The sequence below is a fragment of the Streptomyces sp. MK37H genome (genome assembly GCF_018035285.1).
GTDB classification, from domain to species: domain Bacteria; phylum Actinomycetota; class Actinomycetes; order Streptomycetales; family Streptomycetaceae; genus Streptomyces; species Streptomyces endocoffeicus.
Genome location: NZ_JAAAYH010000114.1, coordinates 1 through 22,810, shown reverse-complemented (window position 1 = coordinate 22,810; position 22,810 = coordinate 1). Strand labels below are relative to the sequence as shown.

Here is a 22,810-nt window from a genome sequence, read left to right as displayed (position 1 = left end):
TCCCGGCCGGCGGTCCGACCCGGCCCGCCGCCGACGACCAGCAGATGAGAGTGATGATGCGCCATGAAATTCGGCTTGCTGTACGGGGCCCAGCTGCCCCGCCCCTGGACCCAGGACTCCGAACACCGCCTGTTCAAGGAGATGTTGGAGGAGATCGAGCTGGCCGACCGCCTCGGCTTCGACCACGTGTGGTGCCCTGAGCACCACTTCCTGGAGGAGTACTCGCACATGTCCGCGCCGGAGGTGTTCCTCGGCGCGGTCAGTCAGCGCACCAGCCGCATCCGCATCGGCCACGCGGTCGCCCTGATGCCCCCGGGGTTCAATCCGACGGCACGGGTCGCCGAGCGGATCGCCACGCTGGATCTGCTCTCCGACGGACGTGTGGACTTCGGCACGGGCGAGTCCACCACCCCCACCGAGCTGGGCGGCTTCGGCGTGGAGCGCTCCGTCAAACGGGACCAGTGGGCGGAGGCGGTGGACGCCGTCGCCCGTATGTTCGTCGAGGAGCCCTTCGCCGGGTGCGAGGGGAAGTATGTGTCCGCTCCAATCCGCAATGTGCTGCCCAAGCCGCGGCAGAAGCCACATCCGCCGATGTGGATGGCCTGCGGAAACCGGGATGCGATCCGCATCGCGGCCACCAAGGGCCTCGGTGCGCTGAACTTCTCCTTCTTCGGACCGGCGGAGACCAAGAAGTGGGTCGACGCCTACTACTCGGGCATCGAGTCGGCGGACTGCGTGCCCGCCGGGTTCGCGGTCAATGCCCAAATCGCCGCAACCATTCCGATGTTCTGCCACGAGGACGAGACTACGGCGGTGGAACGTGCCGTCGACGGCGTCCAGTTCTTCAACTTCGGCCTCGGCTTCTACGCGGGCTTCGGCACCGCCGCACCAGGCCGCACCCGGCTGTGGGAGGAGTTCCAGCGCGACCGCGACAAGCACGGCATGGGCCGCTCCTCCTTCGGCAAGCCCGGTATGCCATTGGGCAATCCGGCCCGGGGCGCGGTGGGCACTCCGCGTCAGATACGCGACTTCCTGCGGCTGCACGAGGAGGCCGGACTGGACCAGGCGATTTTCCTCGTCCAGGGCGGCGGCACCCGGCACGAGCACATCCGCGAGTCGCTGGAGCTCTTCGCCAACGAGGTGATGCCCGAGTTCAAGGAGCGCGATGAGACCGCCGAACGGCTGAAGGCGGCCCGGCTCCGGCCCGCCATCGACGCCGCCATGGCCCGGCGCGAGCCGCCACGGACGGCCGACCCCGACTACATCATCCCCGCCCGGAGCCAGAGCTGACACCGGAGCCAGAGCTGACACCGGAGCCAGAGCTGACACCACAGCTGACACGGCATCGGCATCACCGACGCAGAAGGAGAACGTGGTACCGCCATGGCTGACACCCCCGAAGAAGAACTTCGCATCCTCGACCCGCAGACCGTCGCCGAGGAGCTGCGCAAACACGGCCCGCCGCGGCAGATCACCATGAACGGCACCACAGCGTGGCTGGTCTCCCGCTACGAGGACGTCCGGGACTGTCTCGGACACCCCGGCATGAGCCCGGCCGCCGCCTACGCCGCCTCCCAGGGCCAGACCACTCCGGTGAGCGGGCTGTTCGAGGACACGCTGCCCGGCACCAATCCGCCCCAGCACACCCGGCTGCGCAGGCTGCTCGCCAAGGCGTTCACAACACGCAGGGTGGAGAGCCTGCGGCCGCGGGTGCAGGAGATCACCGACACACTGCTGGACCGGATCGCCGTCGACGGCCGGGCCGATCTCGTCACCGCGCTGGCCATCCCGCTGCCCATGCAGGTGATCTGTGAACTCCTCGGCGTGCCCATCGCCGACCGCACCGAATTCCACCAGTGGGCCGACCTGATGCTCATGCCCCCGCTGGACCCGGACACCGCCGCGCGTTCCCAGGACGCCGCCGCCAAGCTGTGGACGTATATGGAGGACCTCGCCGAAGCCCGGCGGAAGGCCCCGGAGGACGACCTGATCAGCGATCTGATGTCCGCACACGAGGACGACCGGCTCAGCCATCGCGAGGTGGTCGCCACCGCCCGGATGATGCTGATCGCCGGGTATGAGCTGACCGGCAGTTTCATCAGCAACGCGGTCTTCTCGCTGCTCTCCCAGCCGGACCAGATGGAGCTGCTGCGCAAGGACCCCGAGCTGGCCGGACGCGGCCTGGAGGAGCTGCTCCGGCACGCCGGGCCGGGCATCCTCGTCGTGCGTTTCGCCAACGAGGACGTGGAGGTCGGCTCCGTGCCCATCCGCGCCGGCGACCAGGTGCTCCTGGACATGGACGCCGCACACTCCGACCCGGCACACTTCACCGATGGCGAGCGGCTGGACCTGACCAGGGACTCCGCCGTGCATCTCCAGTTCGGCCACGGCATCCACTACTGCATCGGTGCGCCACTGGCCAGGGTGGAGGGGCAGATCGCCCTGGAGAGCCTGGTCCGGCGGTTCCCCGGCCTTCGGCTGGGCGTTCCCGCCTCCGAGATCGGCCACAGCAAGAATCCGTTCATCCGCTCGCTGACCGCGCTCCCCGTCGAGTTCGAGGCTCAGCAGCCCGCGGGCGCGGGGTGATCGCGGGACGGCGTCGGATCGGCCAGGCCGGTGACCCGCATGGTGATGTTCAGCCGTCCGGACTTCAGTCCGGTGGCCGGGTCGCCGGTTCCCGGCAGGATCCTGGGGACGGCGTGGTACGCGTAGCGGGAGGGGCCGCCGAAGACGAACAGATCGCCGGAGGCGAGTTCGAGGTCGGTATAGGGCTTGGTACGGGTCTCGGTGTTGCCGAAGCGGAAAACGCAGCTGTCGCCGATGGTGAGCGAGACCACCGGTGCGGATGACCGCTCGTCCTTGTCCTGGTGCATGCCGAGTTTCGCCTGGGCGTCGTAGAAGTTGATGAGTGCGGTGTCGGGGGTGTAACCCTCACCGGCCGTCTCGTCGTCGTATGCGTCGGCCAGGGCATGACGGCCCAACTCGACCATCCAGTACGGGAATTCGGCGACCCGCGCGCCGTTCACATCGTCGGCGGTGCGGGTGTACGCATAGGGCTGCCAGTGCCAGCCGATGCACACCGTCCGCACCGACATGACGCCCCCGCGCGGCAGCTTGGTATGCCGGATCGGGACCGGGCCGGTGGCCCAGCCCCGGCAGGCGATGACCAGCTCCCGCTGCTGCTCGAGGCTGAGCCAGCCCGGCACATGGACGGCGCCGGGGGCCACTTCGAGGCGTGGGCGGGGGATCAGGGCGTTCATACGGGACTTCTCCGCGGACAGGGAGCGGTTAGAGACATCAGGTGGCGTCGTGGAAGACCAGCCCCAGCGCATGGCGCCGCCCGGACCGTACCGTGCTGACCCCGTGCCGCATGACCCCGGCCGACCAGCCGCGCTTGGTGGCCACGGGACGGTCACGGGTGGTGAAGATCAGGCCGTGGCCCTGCTGGAGGACGGTCGTGGTGCCCCGGGACTGGGCCCGGGGCCGCTGCTCGACCAGCAGGAACTCCCCGCCCGTGTAGTCCGTGCCGTACGCGTCCAGCCCGATCACCACCTGGAGCGGAAAGACCATGTCGCCGAACACATCCCGGTGCAGGGCGTTCCAGTCGCCGGGGCCGTATCGCAGCAGGATCTGCGCGGAGCGGTCCTGCCCGGCCTCATGGCACATGGCCAGCCACTTCTCGAGGCTGTCCGGCCAGGGCGCCGGGCGTCCGAGCCGCTCCGCCCAGTCACGGGCGATGGCCAGCAGCCGCGGATAGAGCGCGGCGCGCAGTTCGGCGACCGGTTCGGGCAGGTCATGGGTGAAGTAGCGGTACTGACCGGAGCCGAAGCGGTGGCGGGCCATGTCGATCGTGTTCCGGAACTGCTCGTCCCGCTCATAGAGCCCGGCGACGCGGGCGCACTGCGCGGGGGTCAGCAGCCGTGGCGTGAGCGCGCACCCGTAGGTGTCCAGCTCCTCGACCAGCTGTGTCCAGTCGGCCGCGGCCACGCGCTGGTGTAGGCGTGTGGTGTCGGTCGTGGTGCTCATCGGTGTGCTCCGGGTTCTCCGGGATCCGGGAAGGGTGCGGTACGGGCCCCGGCGGTGGGTGCGAGGCCCCACAGGGCCCCGACCGGCGGGTTGCCGGGGCCCCGACCGGGCGAGGTGAGGCCCCGCATAGGCCCCGAGCGGGGGGGCGAGGCCCGCGCTCAGGCCGTCTGGAGGGCGCCTTCGTGGACTAGGAGCCGCTCCTTGCGCTCCAGCCCGCCCGCGTAGCCGGTCAGTGCGCCAGTGGCGCCGATGACACGGTGGCAGGGCCGGACGACCAGCAGCGGATTGCGGCCGATCGCGGTGCCGACGGAGCGGACCGCGGTGCGCGGGGCGCCGATCTGCCGGGCGATGTCGCCGTAGCTGACCGTGGTGCCGTACGGAATGGACTCCAGCGCCTGCCAGACCCTGCGCTGGAACTCCGTACCGCCCTCGACGCACTCGATGTCGAAGCGGGTGAGCTCGCCGTCGAAGTAGGAGCGCAGCTGGGAGACGATCTCGGTGAACGCCTCGGCGTCATCGCTCCAGGCGTCCTGGACGACGGCTCCGCCCTTCTGCCCGGGCACGGACAGGGAAACGAGCGCGGTACCCCCCGTCGCGGTGGCGGACCTCTCGCCCACCAGCAGCAGCTCGCCGAGCGGGCTGTCGATCGTCGTGTGGACCGTCATGGCTGTGGTCTCTCTCTTCTTCTCGCCGTTCTGTCTTGCGCTGCTCCCAGCATGCGTCTTTCGGACACGGAAAGCTGGCGGGATTCGGACATGGCGTTTCGGGTGCCCTTTCCCGTGTTCCCGCCCGCCGGGTGACGCGGCCGGCCGCCCTCGACCCGCCGGCGAATCGACGCCCTCCGGGGATCAGAAGACGCGGGGTTCCTGACCCGTGGACCCGCGGTTGCGGTTGGCCATCTTCTCCCAGAAGGCGTGCAGCTCCCTGATGGGGATACTCACCCACGGAGCCGTGTGGCGGCTGACGGCAGGGGGCCGCCAGCGGAAGCGGCTGTGAAGGAGCGCCTGCTGCTGTCGGCAGAAGGGCTCCTCCATCTCCGTCTGGGTCCTGCCGCCCTTGGGAGGGTAGGGGCACAGGCGGAAGTCGCAGGTGGGCAGGCAGGTGGCCCCGGGCTCGTTGCCGTCCGCCCGGCCTACGCTGTGCTCGGGGTGGAGCGGGCTGCGATCATGCGTGAGGCAGGGCGGAAGCATGTCCTTGGTGGCCCTCCTCAGACGTTCTTCGATCTCGTCGGGGTTACCGTTGCGCTCCGTGAGATTGAGCATGAGGAGGACGTCGGCGACCAGGCGCTGGGCCCGCGGATGCAGGGTGCTCCAGCCCACCGATGGGGCGATCCACAGATTGTGCTTGCGGTAGCGCTCGGGGTCGGCCGGGCTGGAGCCGACGTTGTAGATGGCCCGGTTCTCATCGATCCACAGGAACCGCTCGGGATGTCCGGTCTCGAGGGCCAGGGTCACCAGGTCACCGGCCTCGGCGACGAACGGGTGCAGAAGTCTGTCGGCCCGGTGTTCGGGATGGGCACTGGTGGGTGTGTCGTATGCGGTGCCCGCCGTGGAAAGCCAACGGGCTACCGATCGCGCGGGGTCGGCGCCTTGATTCGGTGGGCCCGTGCCTCCAACCGGGACCTGATCCGTGGACGCCGACCGCGCCCGGCCCCGCCGGTGCCGCTCGGTCGTGTCCGGCCCGGGCGGTCGTCCGATGGCGTCGGGAAGCGACCACAGGCACAGAGCGTGCAACAGGGTGAGCTGCGCATACCAGCAGCGGCTGCACGTCAACATCTTCTCGGCCTGCTTGACGAGATAGGCGAGGGTCTCGTCACAGACGTCGGGGTGGCGTCGTCTGCGGTTGGCGGCGTTCTTGAAGCCCCGGGCGAGAGCGTTCTCCAGCGAAAGGGGCAGGTCCGGCTCGGTGTGCGGAGCATGAGGCACCACGGGGCCGCGGAGGCGGGTGGTGGGCGCGAGGTGCTGCAGCCAGATTTCCAACCGTTCCTTCGCCTCGTCGCGGTACTTCTCGGAGACGGAGCCGACCATCATGGGGAGGAGCCAGGCTCTGAGGGCGAAGTGCCGCCACCATCTCCCGGCGCCCGACGATCCGGTCGATGAGTGTTCCCGCGGTGGGGACCAGATCGTGCGGTGACGATCTCGCCTTGTCGACCAGCGGTTTCTTGGTCTTGTGGTACCAGTAGATCAGGAAGAGCGTCAGGACGAGGGAAGCCGCGAGGAGCGGTCCGACGACGCGGGTGGCGGTGGTGAACCACGTGCTCTGCTGCGTGGTGTGGAACCAGGTTCTCTCCCCGTTGACCGAGTCGTAGATGACCGCTGCCAGCCAGGGCGAGGAGGGCCGTCCCGGCATAGGCGTAAGCACGCACGAGACGGCCGAAGGTGGGCCGTCATCCGCGCCAACTCCGGTTCGGGAGGATGCTGCGGCTCGCCTCCCGGTTGGTCCTGAAGGTTCGCCAGCGTCTGCCCATGCCACCGCCGAAGCGGGAGAACGCCCGTCGGGGATACAGCGTGTACCAAGGAGCGTTGGGCGGACGTACCTTTCCTTCAGGGTTTCGGACGACCTTGGTCATGAGGTCCGTTCCCAGCTGATACTCGCCGTCGGATGTCTCTCATTCCATGAAACCCACCCCTGGAACAGCACGCAACGTGGCCCGGTGCGCCCCGCGCCCTCGCGTCAGCGAATGCCGATGCGCCCGTTCGAGAAGTGGCCGAGCGCCTGGTCGATGTCGCTGAGGGGCTCGCGGAGGGCGTAGATGGCGAAGCGCAGCCGCGTTCGGCCCTTCCAGGTGCGTCGCATGCGCGTGCGGGCCTCGGGCTGGTCCAGGCCGCTGACTCCGGGGGTGGTGGCGGACACGCCGGGGGCGAGGTCGACCCGGACCGCGCTGAGGCCCTGGCCCGTGATCCGCACCTGGGCGATCGCGGACCAGGGGAGGACGACGGGGTCGGGGGCGGCGTCGATGGTGCAGCGCAGGCCTTCGGGGGAGAGGCGCATCGCTACGGGGGATACGTCCTTCACCGCCCAGGTCCGCTTCAGGCGCCGTAGGGCGGCGAAGCGGAGCCTGGCGTCGTAGAGGAAGAACACCGCCGGCCAGGCGAACACCAGCACCCAGAGCTGGGAGGCGCTGGGACCGAGGGTGACGAGGAGAAGAACCATGGCCGCGATGATGACGGCGGCGCCGGCCACCCCGGCCCACGCGGCCACCGGCAGGGTGCGCAGCAGGGAGGCCCGCACGCGGGACACCGCCCCGGGGTCGGACGTCACGATGTACTCTTGGCGGCCCTGTCCCTCGTGCATGATCACAGTCTCGATCACCGGGGTGGGGAAAGCCAAGCCCTTCCCTGTTGGTTCTCTGCCGGGATTGTCAACTCCTCGCCCTCTGCGGGGAGTTGCCGGGACGGTGCGTGGTCTGCCGCGCTCAGCGGCCGTCCAGGGGTGTCTCGGCCCAGATGACCTTGCCGTGCGGGGTGTAGCGGGTGCCCCAGCGTTGGGCGAACTGGGCGACGAGGAACAGTCCGCGCCCGCCCTCGTCGGTGGTCGCGGCGCGGCGCATATGGGGTGCGGTGCTGCTGCCGTCGGAGACCTCGCAGATCAGGCTGCGGTCGCGCAGCAGTCGTATGTGCAAGGGAGGGGCGCCGTACCGCAGGGCGTTGGTGGTCAGTTCGCTGATGATCAGCTTGGCGGTGCACACCGCGTCCTCCAGGCCCCACGCCCGTAGCTGCCGGGCACAAGCGGCGCGCAGCGGGGCGACCGCCGCCGGGTCGGACGGCACATCCCACTCGGCCACGTTCTCCGGTGCGAGCAGGCGGGTGCGGGCCACCAGCAGGGCGACATCGTCGCTCGGGCGGGGTGGAAGGACGGTCTGGAACAAGCTCCGGCAGGTCTCGTCCGGGTCGAGGTCCGGCTCGGCCGCGAGGGTGCGGCCCAGCAGGTCCAGGCCGGTGCCGGTGGTTCGGTCGTGGCCTTCGAGGAGACCGTTGGTGTAGAGCACCAGGCGGCTTGTGGCGGGCAGTGCGAGGCCGACCGCTTCGAAGGGCTCCCCGCCCAGGCCCAGGGGCGGGGAGGCCGGCACCGCGGGGATGTCCACGGTGCCGTCGGGGTGGGCCAGCGCGATTCCCGGATCGCCGGCCCGGGCCACGGTGCAATGGCCCGACACCGAGTCGTGGATCGCGTACAGGCAGCTGGCGCCCGTGATACGGGTGCCGTGCGCGTCGGCGTCGTGCTCCAGGTCGAAACGGGTGACCAGCTCGTCCATATGGGAGAGGACCTCATCCGGGGGCACGTCCCGGGCCGAGAAGTTCTGCACCGCCGTGCGCAGCCGGCCCATCGTGGCCGCGGCGTGCAGGCCCTGCCCGGCCACCTTCCCGACCACCAGCGCGACCCGGGCGCCGGGAAGGGGAATCACATCGAACCAGCTTCCGCCCGTCCCGCCCGGCGCGGGCAGATAGCGGGCCGCCACCTCCACGGCGTCCTGATCGGGCAGATCGCCGGGAAGGAGGGTGCGCTGGAGGGCGGTGACCATGGCGTGTTCGCGGGCGTAGCGGCGGGCGTTGTCGACGCACACGGCGGTGCGCACGGCCAGCTCCCCGGCGATCGCCAGATCCGTTTCGTCGAACGGCGCACGGTGCCGGGCCCGCCAGAAGGTGGCGACGCCCAGGGTGACACCGCGGAACCGCAGCGGGACGGTGATCAGCGAGTGGATCCCGTGGTCGAGGAGGCGTCGGGCCTCCCCGGCCGGCCACTCGCCGGTACCGGTCGGATCGGCCTGGAGGAGGACGGCGGCTCCGGTCCTCACGGCCCGGCTCTGCGGTGTGGAGGAGGCGTAGACGACCCGCTGGCCCCCGCGGAAGAGGGGAGCTTCGGCGGGTGCCCCGCCGACGGCGGTCCGGTGCGGTGCCAGGGGCTCGTACGGCGGCTCGGGCTCCTCGCCGCGCAGTACGGGGTCCAGCAACTCGACGGCGACGATGTCGGCGAACCGGGGGACGGCCACGTCCACCAGCTTCTCGGCGGTGCCCGCCAGCTCCAGGGTGGAGCTGATCCGCACACCGGCGTCGGACAGCAGCTTCAGCCGCTCGCTCGTCTCCACCGCCCGGTCGGTGAGCACCCGCAGCGCGGTGGTGTCCCGCAGCGTCACCACGCTTCCGGCGGGGGCGCCCGCACGGCCCGTGGACCGGATATTGACCGACAGTAGCCGCTGCCCGCAGGCGTGCACCTCGTCCGTGACGTGCCGTTCCGACGCCAGCAGTTCCGTCAGGTGGGGTTCGAGGCCGAGCGCGCCGACGTGGCGCCCCTCCGCGTCCGGAGCCAGCCGGAGCAGCTCCCGGGCCTCGTCGTTGACGAGCAGCAGCCGCTTGTCCGCCGTCAGGACCAGCACCCCTTCGCGGACCGAGTGCAACACCGCGTCATGGTGTTCGTACATCCGCGTCATCTGCGCGGCGCCCAGGCCGTGGGTCTGCCGCCGCACCCGCCTGTTCAGCAGCGCCGCCCCGCCCGTGGCCAGGCCCAGCGCCCCGGCGCCGCTGCCGAGCAGCATCGGCAGCCGGCGGTCCACCGTGCTGTGCACGCTCTGGATCTTGACCCCGACCGACACTCCGCCGAGGAAGGTGCCATCGGCCCTGGTGACGGGGACCGCCGAGACGACGGACAGGCCCTGGCTGGCCCGGAAGGTCTGCGAGATCGTCTTTCCGTGCAGTTCGTCCCGCACCAGCCCGGCGGGTCCGACGATCCGTTTGCCGATCAAGGGCCTCTCGGGGTGGGTGAGACGGATGCCACGAGTGTCGAACACGACGACGCTGTCGACGCCGGAGCCCTTCCGTGCCGCCTCCGCACGCGACTCCAGTGCCGATGTCGGTTTGTCGCCGCTCATGGCCCGGGCCATGCCGGGAGCATGCGCGAAGGTCTCGGCGACCGCGAGCGATCGCCGATGGGCGTTGACCGTGCCGTGAGCCCGGGCATCCGCGGCGACGGCCGCCACCGCGGCGGCCACCAGAACCAGGATCAGCAGAAGCTGCAGGATGAACGCCTGCCCGGCGACGCTGCGCAGATGCGGCAGGGGCCCCAGCCGCCTCCGGGCCGGACGAGCGTGTCGGCTCATAACGGCATTTATAACACTCTCGTCGTCGTAGTCGGCGGGGAGTCCGTGGCATCGCTTGATCGATCAGTGTGCTGATCAAGGGCGGTCCGCGATGGCGCGGGGCGGTGGGTTACGCGTCCGCCCGGCCACGGGCACAATGAGGCGGCTGGACCAACTGCCGCCCCTTTCAAGGAGGTTCGGGTGAGAACAGCACGCCGTACCAGAAGACGTGGTCGGTTCCGCTTGATCGCCGCGGTGTCCGGTCTGTTCGTCACGGCAGCCCTCGCGACAGTCGGCACAAGCGCGGCCGCTTCCTCCGCGTCCACCGCCACGTCCCCGTCCGCGTCAATGTCCGTGTCCGGTGCCGCCTCGGCCGTGGAGTCCCTGGATGTCCCGGGCACGGCCTGGACCGTGGACGAGCGCACCGGAACGCTGCGTGTCCTCGTCGGCTCCACGGTCCGGGGCGCCGACCTGGCCAGGCTCGACCGCACCGCCGAGCGCTTCGGCGGCGCCGTCACCGTCGAGCCGCTCGACGGCCCGCTGCGGACCCTCCTCTCCGGCGGCGACGGGATCTACTCCTCCACGGGGGTCCGCTGCTCCGCGGGGGTCAATGTGCAGAGCGGCGCCACGTACTACTTCGTCACCGCCGGCCACTGCACCGATGGCAACGCCACCTGGTACACCGGCTCCGGTACGACCACCCCGGTCGGCCCGACGACCGGGACCAGCTTCCCGGGCAATGACTACGGCGTCGTCCGGTACACCAACACGGCCGTTCCGCACCCCGGGACCGTGGGGACCGTCGACATCACCGGGACCGCCACCGCCCACGTCGGCCAGCAGGTCTGCCGCCGGGGTGCCACGACCGGTGTCCGGTGCGGTGTGGTCACCGCGCTCAACGCGACCGTCAACTACGGCGGCGGTGACATCGTCTACGGTCTGATCCAGACCAATATCTGCGCCGAGCCGGGCGACAGCGGTGGTCCGCTCTACGCGGGCGACAAGATCATCGGCATTCTTTCGGGCGGCTCCGGGGACTGCACCTCCGGAGGCACCACGTACTATCAGCCGATCCAGGAGGTGCTGAGCGCCTACGGCCTCACCGTCTACTGACACGGCCCATCGGCCGTCGTGGCTCGTGACGCGCTGCCGGGCCGGGATCGCCTGCCGGAGGTCCCGGCCCGCTGGGCATGAGTCGGGTGCGGGCCGAGGAAGGACCGCACGCCGCACCACACCACACGTCACAGGCCGTGGCGGCGGTCGCCCAACACCGCTTCGCAGACCCGCGATTCCACCTCCGCGGAGAACGCCACCTCGCCCTGGGCCCGGGCCGCGGCGACCGCCTGTCGGGTCTCCTCGGCGATCAGATCCGCGTTGATATGGGCGCCCGCGGTCGCGCCCGCCGCCGCGGCCGCACCCACCTGGGCGGACAGATCGGTGGCGTTGCCCGCCACCCACAGCCCGGGCACATCGGTGCGGCCGGTCGCGTCGGACGGGATGTGCTCACCGGCGCCACTCGGATGCTCCACCGGCCGCAGCCCGAGCGCCGCCAGGAAGCCGGTGCGCGCCACCATCCGGGGCGCGACGGCCAGTGCCTCGCGCTTGACCACGTCGCCATCGCGCAGGCGCACGCCGACGAGACGGTCCTCGATGATCTCCAGGGACGCCACCTCACCGTCCACCACACGGATGCCACGGGCGGCCAACTGCTCCGCCTCCTCGCCGGTCGGCACCGGCAAAGTGTGGGAGAAGAAGGTGACGTCGTCGCTCCACTGCCGGAAGAGCATCGCCTGGTGCACGGACAGCGGCCCGCTCCCCAGTACGCCGATGGCCTGGTCGCGGATCTCCCAGCCGCGACAATACGGACAGTGCACCACATCCCGGCCCCACCGGGACCGTAGCCCGGGGACGTCCGGCAGCTCGTCGACCAGCCCGGTGGCCAGCAGCAGCCGGAGTGCGCGGACGTTCCGGCCGTCGGTCAGGGTCACCTGGAACCCGGTGTCCCCCCGGGCCACGGCGCCCACTTCGCCGGTCACCACCTGGCCGCCGTAGCCGCGGACCTCGGCCCGGCCCCGCTCCACCAGCTCGGCCGGGGGGATCCCGTCCCGGGCCAGCAGTCCGTGCACCCCCGAGGCCGGGGCGTTGCGCGGGGAGCCGGCGTCGATCACCACCACCGAGCGCCGCGCCCGGGACAGCATCAACGCCCCGCTCAGCCCCGCGGCGCCACCGCCGATCACCACCACGTCGTAGGCGTTCTTCAGCTCATCGGTCACCTTGACCACCTCCACGGCCCACCATGTGAGCCCGCCTCGGGGAGAGGCAAACCTCCTTGCCGAGGTGGCAAACGGCAGCCGACGGCTCAGACCTGTCGGCTCAGGCTGCGGATGTGGTGCCGCGTCGGCGGGCGATCTCGCCCATGAGGATGTCGACGGCCAGGAAGGCGGCGAGCGGGATGCCGAGAAGGGGCAGGTAGTAGCCGATCACGGCGATGGCCGCGGCCAGGGGGAGGAGGACATACACCGGCACCCGTCGCCACGCGCCGCGCGGGATCGGGCGGCCGAACGCGGAGGCGCGACCGCGCTGCCACCACATGCGGTAGCCCCAGACGATCAGCAGGATCAGCGCGAGCGCGAGAGCGGCCAGGGCGATCTGGTTGACGAGGCCGAAGAGGTTTCCGGTGTGGAGGTCGATGCCCCAGCGGGTGAGCTTGGCGAGCACCGGGTAGTCGGCGAACCGCTGGACGTCGGTCACCTCGCCGGTGGCCGGATCGATGGCCACCGAGTCCTGCTTCTCGGGCCAGCTGCGCTGGATCTGGCTGACGACATACGCACTGCCCGGCTCGGCGGGCGGGACGATCTCGACGGGGTTGTCCAGGTCCTTGGCGCGGGCGGCCCGCAGGACGATGTCCAGGCCCATATCGGCGGTGTGCCCGGCCTTCTCGTCCGTACCGCCCATGTCCATCCCCGGCATGGAGCCGGAGCCCATGTGGTGTCCGGCGTGTTCGCCGCCGCCGACGGTGGCCGAGACGGTCGGGGTGGTCTGGCCGATGGCGGTGCGCAGGTTCTCCACGTTGGCTCCCGCGTAGGTGGACCAGGTCAGACCGGTGGCGGACAGGAACAGCAGCCCCAGCGCCACCCACAGGCCGACCGCGCCATGGAAGGACATGGTGCGCTTGCGGCCGGTGGCGGCGCGGTCGGGCAGGGCGACCGCCCGTAGCGTGCGGTTCTTACGGCGACGGCTGAGCCAGAGCACCACACCGCCGAGCGCGATGACCCACAGCCAACTGGCCGCGAGTTCGCTGTAGATGCGGCCGGTCTGCCCGAGGTGCAGATCGCGGTGGAATTCATCGATCCAGGTGCGCAGCGGAAGGGCGCCGCTGGAGCCGTACTGCTCCAGCGCCCCGCGCACCTTCCCGGTGTACGGGTCGACGAATACGGCCAGCGTGTGGCCGGGATCGACACCCTTGACGCCGGAGAGCAGCACCCGGGTGGTGGCGCCGTCCTCGGGGGAGGGCCGCACGGCGCTGATCTCACCCTCCGGGTGGGCCTTGCGCGCGGCTGCCACCTGCTGGGAGACGGGCAGTTCGCGGTCGCCCACGGGAGCGCGCAGCTCATGTCCGTAGACCAGCTTCTCGGCCTGGAACGATCCGGCGTACAGCAGCCCGGTAACGGCCGCGATCAGCAGGAACGGCGCGACCAGTACGCCTGCGTAGAAGTGCAGCCGGAGCACCAGCGGCCGCAGGGCGGCCCGGACGGACCCACCCGGCCCGGCCCCGCCGGGTCCGGTGGGGGAGTGCGGCTCCTTGTCGGTGGCATCGTCCGGGGAGCCGCCCGTGGCCGGGGCGAGGGGTTCAGCGGACATGGACGACTCCTGGTTCGGGGGCGGCGGCGGGAGGCGGGCGTATTGCTGGCGGCGCCGGTTGAGTCGTCGGCTGAACACGTGGATGAGTTCCGGGCATCTTCTGTGAGCTGACTCACAGGAGTCAGGTGGAGGTGGTTCACCGGCCACGCTTGTCACCCGCGTGATGAAGATTGAGCCACCGTCACGCCCACCGGCGACGGCTGGCACCATGGCTGCCATGTCCGCCGGACCACCCTTCCGCCTCGCACGAGCCGCCGTGTTCGCGGCGGTGTGCGTCGTGGTGACGGCGCTCGGACACACGCTGATGTCCGGTGACACCCTGCCGGTGTGGGCGGTGGCCGCCGCGTTCGCCGGGACGACGGCCGCCGCGTGGTGGGTCACCGGGCGCGAGCGCGGTGCGCTGGTCGTGACCGGTGCGACGGTGGTCGCGCAACTCGGCCTGCACATGGCGTTCCGGTTCGCGGAGGCGACGGCCGCTCCCGTGGCGGGAAGCGCCACGGGCGACGGGGCGCCGGGGACGCGGGACATGGGCGCCGCCTCGATGGGCGGCGTCGCCATGGGCCATATGCACCATGGCGCGGACGCGATGGCCACCGCGCCGTCCATGGGCCATCTGCCGTGGCCCTGGGCGGGTCCGGGCGGGCCGGGCATGGCCACGGCCCACCTTCTCGCCGCGCTGATCTGCGGGTTGTGGCTGTGGCGGGGTGAGCGGGCCGTCTTCCGGCTCGGCCGTGCGCTCGCGGCCCTGCTGTTCGTTCCGCTCGTTCTCGCCCTGCGCATCCTGGGCGCGGGCGCCACTCCGCTGCCCGCGTGGCCGTCCGCACCGGCCATCGCCCGCCGGTTGCGCGGAGTCCTGCTACGGCACGTCATCCTCCGCAGAGGGCCACCGGCGCGGTTCGCCGTCTGCTGAACCGCCCGTCCTTCCCCCGCTCCGATCTGGGGTCCGCCCCGCTGTGGGGTCCTGACCCGATCTGGGGCACCGCCTCGATCCGAGGTGAGCGCCGGTGACGGGCGGAGTACCGGCGCCTGCCCGGCGTCGGCCCCATCCGTCGGCACCGCCGGCCCCGCGCCGCCCCGCCGCGCCCTCGCGCGCCGGTGGCGCATGCCGGTGTGCCGTTCACCGCTTTCCGAAGGACGTTTGACGATGCCTTCCCCCACGCTGTCCGCCGCGCCGAGAAGAGCCGCGCAGCCCGTTTCCGTGCACGGGCACGGCTTCGCCACCCCGGCGAACGACCGCCAGGTCACCGAATGGGCGCTGGCCGCCCGCGACGGCGACCGCGACGCGGTCGACCACTTCATCCGCGCCACCTACCGCGATGTGCGCCGCTTCGTACTCCATCTCAGCGCCGATCCCCACGGCTGTGAGGACCTCGCCCAGGAGACGTATCTGCGGGCGCTGACCGGGCTGTCGCGCTTCGCGGGCCGCTCGTCGGCCCGGACGTGGCTGCTGTCGATCGCCCGCCGTGTGGTCGTCGACCGCTACCGCATGGCCGCCGCCCGTCCCCGCACCCTGGACGCGGACGACTGGCAGGAGGTGGCCGAACGGGCGCAGCCCGTCGGGCTCCCCGGGTTCGACGAGGGGGTTGCGCTGATGGATCTGCTGGCGGCGCTCGCCCCGGCCCGCCGCGAGATGTTCCTCCTCACCAAGGTGCTCGGCCTGCCGTACGCGGACGCCGCCACCGCCACGGGCTGCCCCATCGGCACCGTACGTTCCCGTGTGGCCCGCGCCCGCGAGGACATCAACGCACTGCTGGCCGCGGCGGAAAAGGCCGCGGAACCGGTGCGGTTGGCGGGCTGAGCCCAAGCGATGATGCGGGGCGCGGCGGGCGGCGGGCCATCAGTGGCCGCCCGCCGCGCCCCGTACGTCACCGCCTGCCCGGCTGGTGACGTACGGGATGCGAGTCCTACGGGACCGCGAGCCTTACAGGATGAGGACCAGCCGGGCGCATCGGCGGCAGGCGCGGGCCGAGGGAGCTACGACCGCGTGTGATACGGCGGCGAAGGCCCCGGCCAGCGCGACCAGCGGCCAGTCCGTGGCCAGCAGGGACGCGACGGTGAGCGTGAGCGTGGCGACCCCCATGGCCACGCCTGCGGTGGTACGCCCCGGATGGCCGGTCGGCTAGCGCGCGGCGTCCGCGAGCAGCTTCAGCGCCAACTGCTGCAGCTCCGGGCCCGCCTTCTCCGGGCTGCCGGTGTCGAACGGCGGGTCGGGGTCGTACTCCACGGCGAGCTGCATGGCCTGGGCGGTGCGTTCGTCGGAGAGACGGGCGGCGAGGTGCAGCCCCATGTCGATACCGGCGGACACCCCGGCCCCGGTGAGGATCTTCCCGGCTTCGACGAACCGCCCCGGCGTGTAAATGGCACCGGCGTCCGCCAGATACGGGCGCGCGGCCCAGTACGTGGTGGCGGGCACACCGCGCAGCAGCCCGGCGGCGCCCAGGATCAGCGATCCCGTGCACACCGAGGTCGTCCAGGTGGATCCGCGGTGGATACGGCGGATCCAGTCCAGGACCACGGTGTTGGCCATGGTCGCCGTGGTGCCGCGCTCGACTCCTCCGGGCACCAGCAGCACATCGGCCCGCGCCACACTGTCCAGGGAGCGCTCGGCCACCAGCCCCAGCTCTCCGGTGTCGGTACGGACCTGCCCGGCCCGCTCGGCCACCATGGTCACCGTCACCCCCGGCACCCGGCACAGCACCTCGTACGGTCCGACGGCGTCCAGCGCGGTGACCCCGTCGTACAGCAGCACCGCCACCCGTACCGTGCCCTTGGCTCGCTCGGCTGCCTCGGTCCCCTCGACGCCTTCGGCCCGCGCGGGCGCCACCGTGCCGAACGACGTCACCAGCCCCGCGCCCAACCCGGTTGCCGCTGCCGCCTGGAGCAGCTTGCGACGACTTCGGTCCACACCTGTCATCAGTGACTCCCCGATTCGATGGATGAGCCGACGAGTGCCGGCGAACCAGGTAGTCGTTCCGGAGGACGGCCGAGTTCCCGCAAGGCACGAGCCGGGGGCCGGGGCCTGTGCGGGGACCCGGACCCCGGGCGGAGCGGGCGGAGGCATCGGCCGGCCGGACGAACCTACGGAACCGTCAGCGACAGCAGTTCGGACGGCTTGTGCAGGATCACATCGGGCTCCGCCGCGAGCAGGGTCTTCTCATCGGTCTCTCCCCACATCGCGGCCACGGCGGTGATCCCGGCCCCCCGCGCGCTGGCCAGGTCGGTCACCGCGTCCCCGACCATCACGGTCCGGTCGGGGTCCGCGCCCATGATGTCCATCGCCTTCAGCACGATGTCCGGCGCGGGCTTGGGCCGGGCTACCTCGTCGGAGCCGAGGATCACATAGAACTGCCCATGAATGCCAAGGGCGTTGAGCAGCGAGCGCGCCCGCGGGCCGCTCTTCCCGGTGGCCACGGCGAGCCGCAGCCCGCGGTGGCGCAGCTCCGACAGCAGCTCGGGCACACCGTCGAACATCTCCACCAGGTGAGCGAGCCGGTAGCTCTCGCGGACGAACGGGCCCTCCATCTCCGGCGGAAGACCCATGATCCGCATGATGTCGGGGAAGTAGCGGCCCAGATGGCGGTTGTACTCCTCGAAGGGCGGCTCACCGTCGCCGACGACCTCGGCGTAGGCGAGGGTGAATGCCTCGCGCATCACCGCGAAGCTGTTGACGAGGACACCGTCGAGGTCGAAGACCACCGAGGTGACCGGGGCGATACCCGCGCCGGAGGGCGGGCCGCCGTGACTGATCGGATGGCTGGTCATTGAGCACTCCCGTAGTGCGGGCACGGCCGGTACGGCGGGCCGCCGGTCCGGGTCTCGGACGCGGTCCGGAGAACGCGGACCGGAATGCGGTCCGTGGAAGGAAATGACGAGGGCGGAGCCGAGGAGGTGGTGCGGCGGCAACCGGTGCCGGCGCGGTTCACACCGGTGCCGACTCCCGGACCTCTCGGGGGATCCGGGCCGAGGCGTAGACCCGTTCGATGGCGCCGATGGTCCGGCGGACCTCCTCGATCACCCGCCCCCGCCCCGCCGGATCGCGCAGCTGCGCGGGAAGCATGTCGAGCTGCCGGTCGTACTCGGTGCCGATCGGTTCGGTGGGTACGGCCACCGGGCGGGTCGTACCGTCGACGGTGCGGGTCAGGGTGGACCGCTCAAGGCGGTTCGGGCTGAATCCGAAGGTGCAGCGCAGGGTCGCGCTGCCGCCGCTGCCGTCGATCGTGACCCGGGTGGTGTCCAGCTCCTCGTGCGAGGCCCAGCTCGCGTGCAGCACGACCGAACGGCCGTCGTCGGTGATGAGGAACCCGCGCGCGGTGTCCTCGACATCGGTGGCGCCCTCGGCGGTGCCCGGGAGCGCCGGGCCGCCGTCGTCGCCGCGCCACGCGGCCCGCGAGGACCGCTGGGTGATGAAGTCGGAGGACACGGTGCCGATGGCGTGCCGGAACGCGGCGGTGCCCAGCAGCGGAACCGCGATGTCGAACAGATGCCAGCCCAGGTCGACCAGCGCCCCGCCGCCCGCGAGCGACCGCTGGGTGAACCAGCCGCCCCGGTCGGGTACGCCGCGCGCCCGCACCCAGGCGAGTTCGACATGGCGGATATGGCCCAGCCGGGCGGCGATCCGGTACAGACCGCGCACATCGGCGCGGTAGCGCGCCGCGCTGCCGGCCAGCAGCACCGCGCCACCGGAGCGCTCCGCGGTGGCCAGCCGCTCGGCCTCCTCCGAGGTCAGGCACACCGGCTTCTCCAGGAACACCGGAATCCCCTTGGCCAGCAGCTCGCCGGCGACCGCGCAGTGCAGATGGTTGGGCACCGCGACCACCGCCAGATCCACCTCGGCGGGATCGAGGTCATGGACCGCCGCCAGCACCGGTAACCGGTCCGCGCCCTCCGCCTCGGCCACGGCCGCGCGGCGGCGCTCGTCGGGATCCACCGCGGCGGTCACGGTGAAGGCGGGGTTGCGGAGGAGCCGGGGCAGCCAGATCGAGCGGGCCGCCCACCCCAGCCCCACCACGGCCGTCCGGATCGGCGTCTCGCCGATGTGCGGGGCGCTCATGCGTCCGCGAGCACGTCGGCGACGACGGCGGCCACTTCGTGCATCTGCTCCTCACTGCCCAGCAGCACCCGGTGGTGCAGCCAGACGCAGTCGCGGGTGAGCGCCTCGGAGTGCGGGCAGCGGCGGGCGAGTTCGTCCACCGTCAGATCCGGCGCCGCGACCTCCCAGAAGGCGGCCGTACGGTAGACCGCGCGGAAGGCGACGAACGCGGGCACCCCGCGCTCGATGAGCACGTCGACGACCTTGGCGCGGCGCTCCTCGGTGATGCCCGGCACCCGGAACATCGCCATGTAATGCGGGTTGCGGTCGCCGCGGTCGTCGCGCGACTGCGGTACGACACCGGGGATCTCGGCGAGCAGCCGGTTCAGCACCGGCCAGCGCTGCTCACGCGTGGTGATCTGGTCCTCCAGCCGGGCGAGTTGGGCGCGCAGCACCGAGGCGGAGAACTCGTTCAGCCGGAAGTTGGACCCCGAGGTGCGGTGGAAGTAGCCGCGGTCGGTCCGCGGACGTCCACAGCTGTGCCGGACGAAGCCCTTCTCGTACATCTCGGCGTCGGGGAAGAGCACGGCGCCGCCCTCACCGGCGGTCATCAGCTTGCCGTTCTGGAAGCTGAACGCCGCGACCGAGCCCAGCTCACCGACCCTCTTGCCGCGCCATCGCGCCCCGTGGGCGTGGGCCGCGTCCTGGATCAGCGGCACGCCCGAGTCGGCGGACAGCTTGTCCAGCGCGTCCATGTCGCACATCTGACCCGCCATGTGCACCGGCATGATCGCGCGGGTCTTCGGCCCGATGGCCGCCTCGACCGCCGACGGATCGATGCAGTACGTGTCCGGGTCCACGTCCACGGGAACGGCCACCGCGCCCAGCCGCTGCGCGGCCTGCGAGGAGGAGATGAAGGTGAACGCGGGAACGATCACCTCGGAGCCGGCGCCGACGCCGAGCACCTCGAGGGCGAGCTCCAGCGCATGTGTCCCGTTGGTGACCGCCAGGGCGTGCTCGCTGCCGTGGGCCGCGGCGAACTCCGCCTCGAAGGCATCGACCTCACCGCCCCCGATGCGCCACCATTGCCCCTGCTCCAGGGCCCGGATCAGGGCCTCGCGCTCCTCGTCGCCGTAACTCGGCCATGCGGGCAGCTCGGATCCCAGTCGCACATCATTGCTCATGATTTCCCTACTCCCTTAATGCGTTATGGAGGCAGGTCCGCGGCGGACGCATTAGCACGCTAACCGGACGGCGGGCGAAACGTCATTCCCCCTCAGGGCCCCCCTATAGCCCCCTTAAAAACGCGGTTGGCCAAACTCCCACGCCCAGGCCAAGGGTCCCGTGCTATAAATAGCACTTCCGTGATGAGCCGCTGTAATTCAGCCGACCCCACATGGTGAGGTGCGCAGTGAGCAGGCTGTTGTTGGTGAACGGACCCAATCTCGGCATCCTCGGGAAGCGCCAGCCCGAGATCTATGGCACGGATACGCTGCAGGACATCGAGCGCTGGGTCGGAGAAGAGGTCGCGGAGCGCGGCTGGAAAGTGGATTCCTACCAGTTCGACAGCGAAGCGGAGATCATCCAAACCATTCAGGGGAACTACGACACGGTCGGCGCCATCATCAATCCGGCCGCCCTCATGATGGCCGGCTGGGGCCTTAGGGACGCACTGGCCAACTATCCGCGGCCGTGGATAGAAGTGCATCTGTCGAATGTCTGGGCCCGCGAGCAGTTCCGCCATGAGTCGGTGACCGGACCGCTGGCCGCGGGCGTCATCTTCGGGCTCGGCGCCGTGGGCTATCGGCTCGCCGCGCGCGCCCTGCTCGAAAAGGTGCCGGACTGAGCGCCCGCCACGCCGTCACTCCACACCGTGAAGGCTGACGAGCCGGGAGGCGACCATCAGTCATCTGGGAATCGACGTGGGCGGCACCAAAGTGGCGCTGCGCCTCGAACACGACGACCTGAGCATCCGCGAAGCCTCCTTCCGCTGGGCAGAGCCGGACGGTACGGACGCCATGACCTCCGGCGGCGCCACCCGCGACCTGGAGCTGCTGGCGCGGCACATCGGGGAGCTGTGCGACCCCGGGCGGCTCACCGGCGTCGGGGTCGCGCTGCCCGCCACCCTCGACGCCACCGGCACGGTGACCGCCTGGCCCGGCCGCCCCGGCTGGGCCGGAGTGGATCTGTGGGGCGCGCTGTCCGCGCTCTTCGGCGAGGCCGAGGTGCGCTGCGCCGACGACGGTGATCTGGCCGCCCTCGCCGAAGCACACGTAGCGGGCTGCCCCGATCTGCTCTACCTCGGCGTGGGCACCGGGATCGGCGGTGGCATCGTGCTGAACGGAAAGCCCGTACCCGGTGTGGGGCGCGGCTCCTGCGAGGTCGGCCACCTGATCGTGGACCGCGACGGCCCGCTGTGCGACTGCGGACGGCGCGGCTGCGTCCAGGCGGCGGCCTCGGGCCCGGCGACCCTGCGCCGGGCGGCGCGGCGGCGGGGCGAGGAGGTGGCCTTCACCGTGCTGCGCCAAGCCGTGCGGGACGGAAAGCAGTGGGCCGTGGCGGCGCTGCGGGAGAGTGGCCGGGCCCTGGCCACGGCCGTGGCCGGGGTGTGCGAGCTGGTCCATCCCTCGCTCGTACTGATCGGCGGAGGGTTCGCCGCGGCGATGCCGGAGCTCGTGGCGATGGTGGCCGAGCGGACGACGGCACTGGAGCGGCCAGGGCATCCGCTGCCGCCGGTCCGGCCTGCGACACTGGGTGGGCTGTCGTCACTGCACGGCGCCGTTCTGCTGGCCAGGGGGCTGCCGGACTGATCCGGCCGTCCCTTGACCCTCACACCGTGTCAGGCGCTGAACTCGGAGCCATCATGTTCACCATCGGAGACTTCGCCCGGCACGGCCGCGTCTCGGTCCGGATGCTGCGCCACTACGACGCCACCGGACTGCTGCGCCCGGCCCATGTCGACCCCGCCACCGGATACCGCTCCTACTCGGCCGCCCAGCTCAGCCGGCTGAACCGGATCATCGCGCTGAAAGAGCTCGGCTTCACCCTCCAGCAGGTGCGGGACATCGTGGACGACAAGGTCGGCACCGAGGAGCTGCGCGGCATGCTGCGGTTGCGGCGGGCCGAGCTGGAGGCCACGGTGGCCGCCGCGGCGGCACGGCTGGTGCAGGTCGAGGCGCGGCTCCGGTCGATCGAGAGCGAGGGGCACATGCCCACGAACGACGTCGTCATCAAGACCCTCCCCGCGGTGCGGGTGGCGGAGCTCACCGCGACCGCCGGCGGTTTCGACCCCCAGGACATCGGCCCGGTCATCACACCCCTCTACGACGAGCTGTTCCGGCGCCTCGACACGGCGGGCATCACCCCGACGGGCCCCGGTGTCGCGTACTACGAGGACGCCCCGGAAGGCGGTGGCGCCGTCACCGTCCACGCCGCCGTCCAGGTCTCCGCCCCGCTCCGGGACGGTGCGGACCTGCGGATCCTGGACCTGCCGCCCGTCGACCAGGCCGCGACCATCGTGCACCGTGGCCCGATGGACGCGGTGGTGCCCACGGCCCAGGTCCTGGCCCATTGGATCGACGGCAATGGCTACCAGTCGACCGGCTACCCCCGGGAGATCAACCTGGAGTGCCCGGAGAACCGCGACGAGTGGGTCACGGAACTCCAGGCACCGGTGGTCCAGGTCTGACGGCCGGGCCGTAGCGGGACCACGGGCCCGGCCGCACGAAGGGCGGCCACCGGCCAGGGTGGCCGCTCGGCGGGTGGGCCGCTCGGCAGGGCGGCCACCCGACGGGTGGCCGCCCTGCCGGACGACCGGACCAGGT

Annotated in this window: 21 protein-coding genes; 8 read left to right on the top strand and 13 right to left on the bottom strand. The window is 71.4% G+C overall.

Annotated elements, in window-relative coordinates; translation table 11 throughout:
- The first annotated feature begins 63 nt into the window (after positions 1–63).
- Entirely contained in the window at positions 64–1,290 is a 1,227-nt protein-coding gene (locus tag GWI24_RS18185; protein WP_210946997.1) for an LLM class flavin-dependent oxidoreductase, read from the top strand.
- Positions 1,291–1,383: 93 nt separating this feature from the next.
- On the top strand, positions 1,384–2,586 hold the full coding sequence (locus GWI24_RS18180; RefSeq protein WP_210946996.1) for a cytochrome P450: 1,203 nt from the start codon (positions 1,384–1,386) through the stop codon (positions 2,584–2,586).
- Here the strand turns inward: GWI24_RS18180 and GWI24_RS18175 are convergent.
- The 6 genes from GWI24_RS18175 to GWI24_RS18150 form a co-directional block, all read right to left on the bottom strand.
- Complete coding sequence (locus tag GWI24_RS18175; RefSeq protein WP_210946995.1) at positions 2,562–3,260, bottom strand: alpha-ketoglutarate-dependent dioxygenase AlkB; 699 nt, start codon at positions 3,258–3,260, stop codon at positions 2,562–2,564. The genes GWI24_RS18180 and GWI24_RS18175 overlap by 25 nt on opposite strands.
- Positions 3,261–3,297: 37 nt before the next feature.
- On the bottom strand, positions 3,298–4,026 hold the full coding sequence (locus tag GWI24_RS18170; RefSeq protein WP_210946994.1) for a 2OG-Fe(II) oxygenase: 729 nt from the start codon (positions 4,024–4,026) through the stop codon (positions 3,298–3,300).
- Positions 4,027–4,184: 158 nt separating this feature from the next.
- Positions 4,185–4,691, bottom strand: a complete 507-nt coding sequence (locus GWI24_RS18165) for a methylated-DNA--[protein]-cysteine S-methyltransferase (protein ID WP_210946993.1) — start codon at positions 4,689–4,691, stop codon at positions 4,185–4,187.
- 183 nt (positions 4,692–4,874) lie between these two features.
- Positions 4,875–6,056, bottom strand: a complete 1,182-nt coding sequence (locus GWI24_RS18160) for a hypothetical protein (RefSeq protein WP_210946992.1) — start codon at positions 6,054–6,056, stop codon at positions 4,875–4,877.
- Positions 6,057–6,699: 643 nt separating this feature from the next.
- Positions 6,700–7,320 carry a hypothetical protein gene (locus GWI24_RS18155; protein WP_210946991.1) on the bottom strand — a complete coding sequence of 207 codons (621 nt, stop codon included), beginning with the start codon at positions 7,318–7,320 and terminating at the stop codon, positions 6,700–6,702.
- A 121-nt stretch (positions 7,321–7,441) separates the two neighbouring features.
- Positions 7,442–10,117, bottom strand: a complete 2,676-nt coding sequence (locus GWI24_RS18150; protein ID WP_210946990.1) for a SpoIIE family protein phosphatase — start codon at positions 10,115–10,117, stop codon at positions 7,442–7,444.
- 180 nt (positions 10,118–10,297) lie between these two features.
- On the opposite strand from GWI24_RS18150, the gene GWI24_RS18145 reads away from it, so the two are divergent.
- Positions 10,298–11,209 (top strand): S1 family peptidase, encoded by a 912-nt coding sequence (locus tag GWI24_RS18145; RefSeq protein WP_210946989.1) that lies wholly within the window; start codon positions 10,298–10,300, stop codon positions 11,207–11,209.
- A 128-nt stretch (positions 11,210–11,337) separates the two neighbouring features.
- On the opposite strand, the gene GWI24_RS18140 is transcribed toward GWI24_RS18145, so the two are convergent.
- Positions 11,338–12,369, bottom strand: coding sequence for an NAD(P)/FAD-dependent oxidoreductase (locus GWI24_RS18140; protein WP_210946988.1), 1,032 nt, complete (start codon positions 12,367–12,369; stop codon positions 11,338–11,340).
- 100 nt (positions 12,370–12,469) lie between these two features.
- The gene (locus GWI24_RS18135; RefSeq protein ID WP_210946987.1) at positions 12,470–13,957 is read right to left on the bottom strand and encodes a PepSY domain-containing protein; all 1,488 of its coding nucleotides are present in this window, start codon (positions 13,955–13,957) and stop codon (positions 12,470–12,472) included.
- A gap of 217 nt (positions 13,958–14,174) precedes the next feature.
- Here GWI24_RS18135 and GWI24_RS18130 point away from each other — a divergent pair, with 217 nt between their 5' ends.
- Both GWI24_RS18130 and GWI24_RS18125 read left to right on the top strand, forming a co-directional pair.
- On the top strand, positions 14,175–14,867 hold the full coding sequence (locus tag GWI24_RS18130; protein WP_210946986.1) for a hypothetical protein: 693 nt from the start codon (positions 14,175–14,177) through the stop codon (positions 14,865–14,867).
- A gap of 234 nt (positions 14,868–15,101) precedes the next feature.
- Positions 15,102–15,755, top strand: a complete 654-nt coding sequence (locus GWI24_RS18125) for a sigma-70 family RNA polymerase sigma factor (RefSeq protein ID WP_210946985.1) — start codon at positions 15,102–15,104, stop codon at positions 15,753–15,755.
- Positions 15,756–15,878: 123 nt separating this feature from the next.
- On the opposite strand, the gene GWI24_RS18120 is transcribed toward GWI24_RS18125, so the two are convergent.
- From GWI24_RS18120 to GWI24_RS18100, 5 genes are all read right to left on the bottom strand, one after another.
- Complete coding sequence (locus GWI24_RS18120; protein ID WP_210946984.1) at positions 15,879–16,043, bottom strand: hypothetical protein; 165 nt, start codon at positions 16,041–16,043, stop codon at positions 15,879–15,881.
- A 33-nt stretch (positions 16,044–16,076) separates the two neighbouring features.
- Positions 16,077–16,871 carry a DJ-1/PfpI family protein gene (locus tag GWI24_RS18115; RefSeq protein WP_210946983.1) on the bottom strand — a complete coding sequence of 265 codons (795 nt, stop codon included), beginning with the start codon at positions 16,869–16,871 and terminating at the stop codon, positions 16,077–16,079.
- 164 nt (positions 16,872–17,035) lie between these two features.
- Positions 17,036–17,719: an HAD-IA family hydrolase gene (locus GWI24_RS18110; protein WP_210946982.1), complete on the bottom strand. Its 684-nt coding sequence runs from the start codon at positions 17,717–17,719 to the stop codon at positions 17,036–17,038.
- Between the two features lie 157 nt (positions 17,720–17,876).
- Positions 17,877–19,007 (bottom strand): Gfo/Idh/MocA family protein, encoded by a 1,131-nt coding sequence (locus GWI24_RS18105; protein WP_210946981.1) that lies wholly within the window; start codon positions 19,005–19,007, stop codon positions 17,877–17,879.
- Complete coding sequence (locus GWI24_RS18100; protein ID WP_210946980.1) at positions 19,004–20,170, bottom strand: DegT/DnrJ/EryC1/StrS family aminotransferase; 1,167 nt, start codon at positions 20,168–20,170, stop codon at positions 19,004–19,006. The genes GWI24_RS18105 and GWI24_RS18100 overlap by 4 nt, the downstream gene beginning before the upstream one ends.
- A 227-nt stretch (positions 20,171–20,397) precedes the next feature.
- Between GWI24_RS18100 and GWI24_RS18095 the strand changes: the two genes are divergently transcribed.
- The 3 genes from GWI24_RS18095 to GWI24_RS18085 all read left to right on the top strand — a co-directional run bounded on the left by GWI24_RS18095 (position 20,398) and on the right by GWI24_RS18085 (position 22,674).
- Positions 20,398–20,832, top strand: a complete 435-nt coding sequence (locus tag GWI24_RS18095) for a type II 3-dehydroquinate dehydratase (protein WP_308343730.1) — start codon at positions 20,398–20,400, stop codon at positions 20,830–20,832.
- A gap of 76 nt (positions 20,833–20,908) precedes the next feature.
- Positions 20,909–21,796: an ROK family protein gene (locus GWI24_RS18090; protein ID WP_308343728.1), complete on the top strand. Its 888-nt coding sequence runs from the start codon at positions 20,909–20,911 to the stop codon at positions 21,794–21,796.
- Positions 21,797–21,849: 53 nt separating this feature from the next.
- Complete coding sequence (locus tag GWI24_RS18085) at positions 21,850–22,674, top strand: MerR family transcriptional regulator (RefSeq protein WP_210946978.1); 825 nt, start codon at positions 21,850–21,852, stop codon at positions 22,672–22,674.
- Positions 22,675–22,810: the final 136 nt, after the last annotated feature.

Bases quoted from the DNA above. Each gene is read 5' to 3' on its own strand.
- GWI24_RS18185 (WP_210946997.1), top strand. From the start codon at position 64: ATGAAATTCGGCTTGCTGTACGGGGCCCAGCTGCCCCGCCCCTGGACC.
- GWI24_RS18180 (WP_210946996.1), top strand. From the start codon at position 1,384: ATGGCTGACACCCCCGAAGAAGAACTTCGCATCCTCGACCCGCAGACC.
- GWI24_RS18175 (WP_210946995.1), bottom strand. From the start codon at position 3,260: ATGAACGCCCTGATCCCCCGCCCACGCCTCGAAGTGGCCCCCGGCGCC.
- GWI24_RS18170 (WP_210946994.1), bottom strand. From the start codon at position 4,026: ATGAGCACCACGACCGACACCACACGCCTACACCAGCGCGTGGCCGCG.
- GWI24_RS18165 (WP_210946993.1), bottom strand. From the start codon at position 4,691: ATGACGGTCCACACGACGATCGACAGCCCGCTCGGCGAGCTGCTGCTG.
- GWI24_RS18160 (WP_210946992.1), bottom strand. From the start codon at position 6,056: ATGATGGTCGGCTCCGTCTCCGAGAAGTACCGCGACGAGGCGAAGGAA.
- GWI24_RS18155 (WP_210946991.1), bottom strand. From the start codon at position 7,320: ATGCACGAGGGACAGGGCCGCCAAGAGTACATCGTGACGTCCGACCCC.
- GWI24_RS18150 (WP_210946990.1), bottom strand. From the start codon at position 10,117: ATGAGCCGACACGCTCGTCCGGCCCGGAGGCGGCTGGGGCCCCTGCCG.
- GWI24_RS18135 (WP_210946987.1), bottom strand. From the start codon at position 13,957: ATGTCCGCTGAACCCCTCGCCCCGGCCACGGGCGGCTCCCCGGACGAT.
- GWI24_RS18130 (WP_210946986.1), top strand. From the start codon at position 14,175: ATGTCCGCCGGACCACCCTTCCGCCTCGCACGAGCCGCCGTGTTCGCG.
- GWI24_RS18125 (WP_210946985.1), top strand. From the start codon at position 15,102: ATGCCTTCCCCCACGCTGTCCGCCGCGCCGAGAAGAGCCGCGCAGCCC.
- GWI24_RS18115 (WP_210946983.1), bottom strand. From the start codon at position 16,871: ATGACAGGTGTGGACCGAAGTCGTCGCAAGCTGCTCCAGGCGGCAGCG.
- GWI24_RS18110 (WP_210946982.1), bottom strand. From the start codon at position 17,719: ATGACCAGCCATCCGATCAGTCACGGCGGCCCGCCCTCCGGCGCGGGT.
- GWI24_RS18105 (WP_210946981.1), bottom strand. From the start codon at position 19,007: ATGAGCGCCCCGCACATCGGCGAGACGCCGATCCGGACGGCCGTGGTG.
- GWI24_RS18100 (WP_210946980.1), bottom strand. From the start codon at position 20,170: ATGAGCAATGATGTGCGACTGGGATCCGAGCTGCCCGCATGGCCGAGT.
- GWI24_RS18085 (WP_210946978.1), top strand. From the start codon at position 21,850: ATGTTCACCATCGGAGACTTCGCCCGGCACGGCCGCGTCTCGGTCCGG.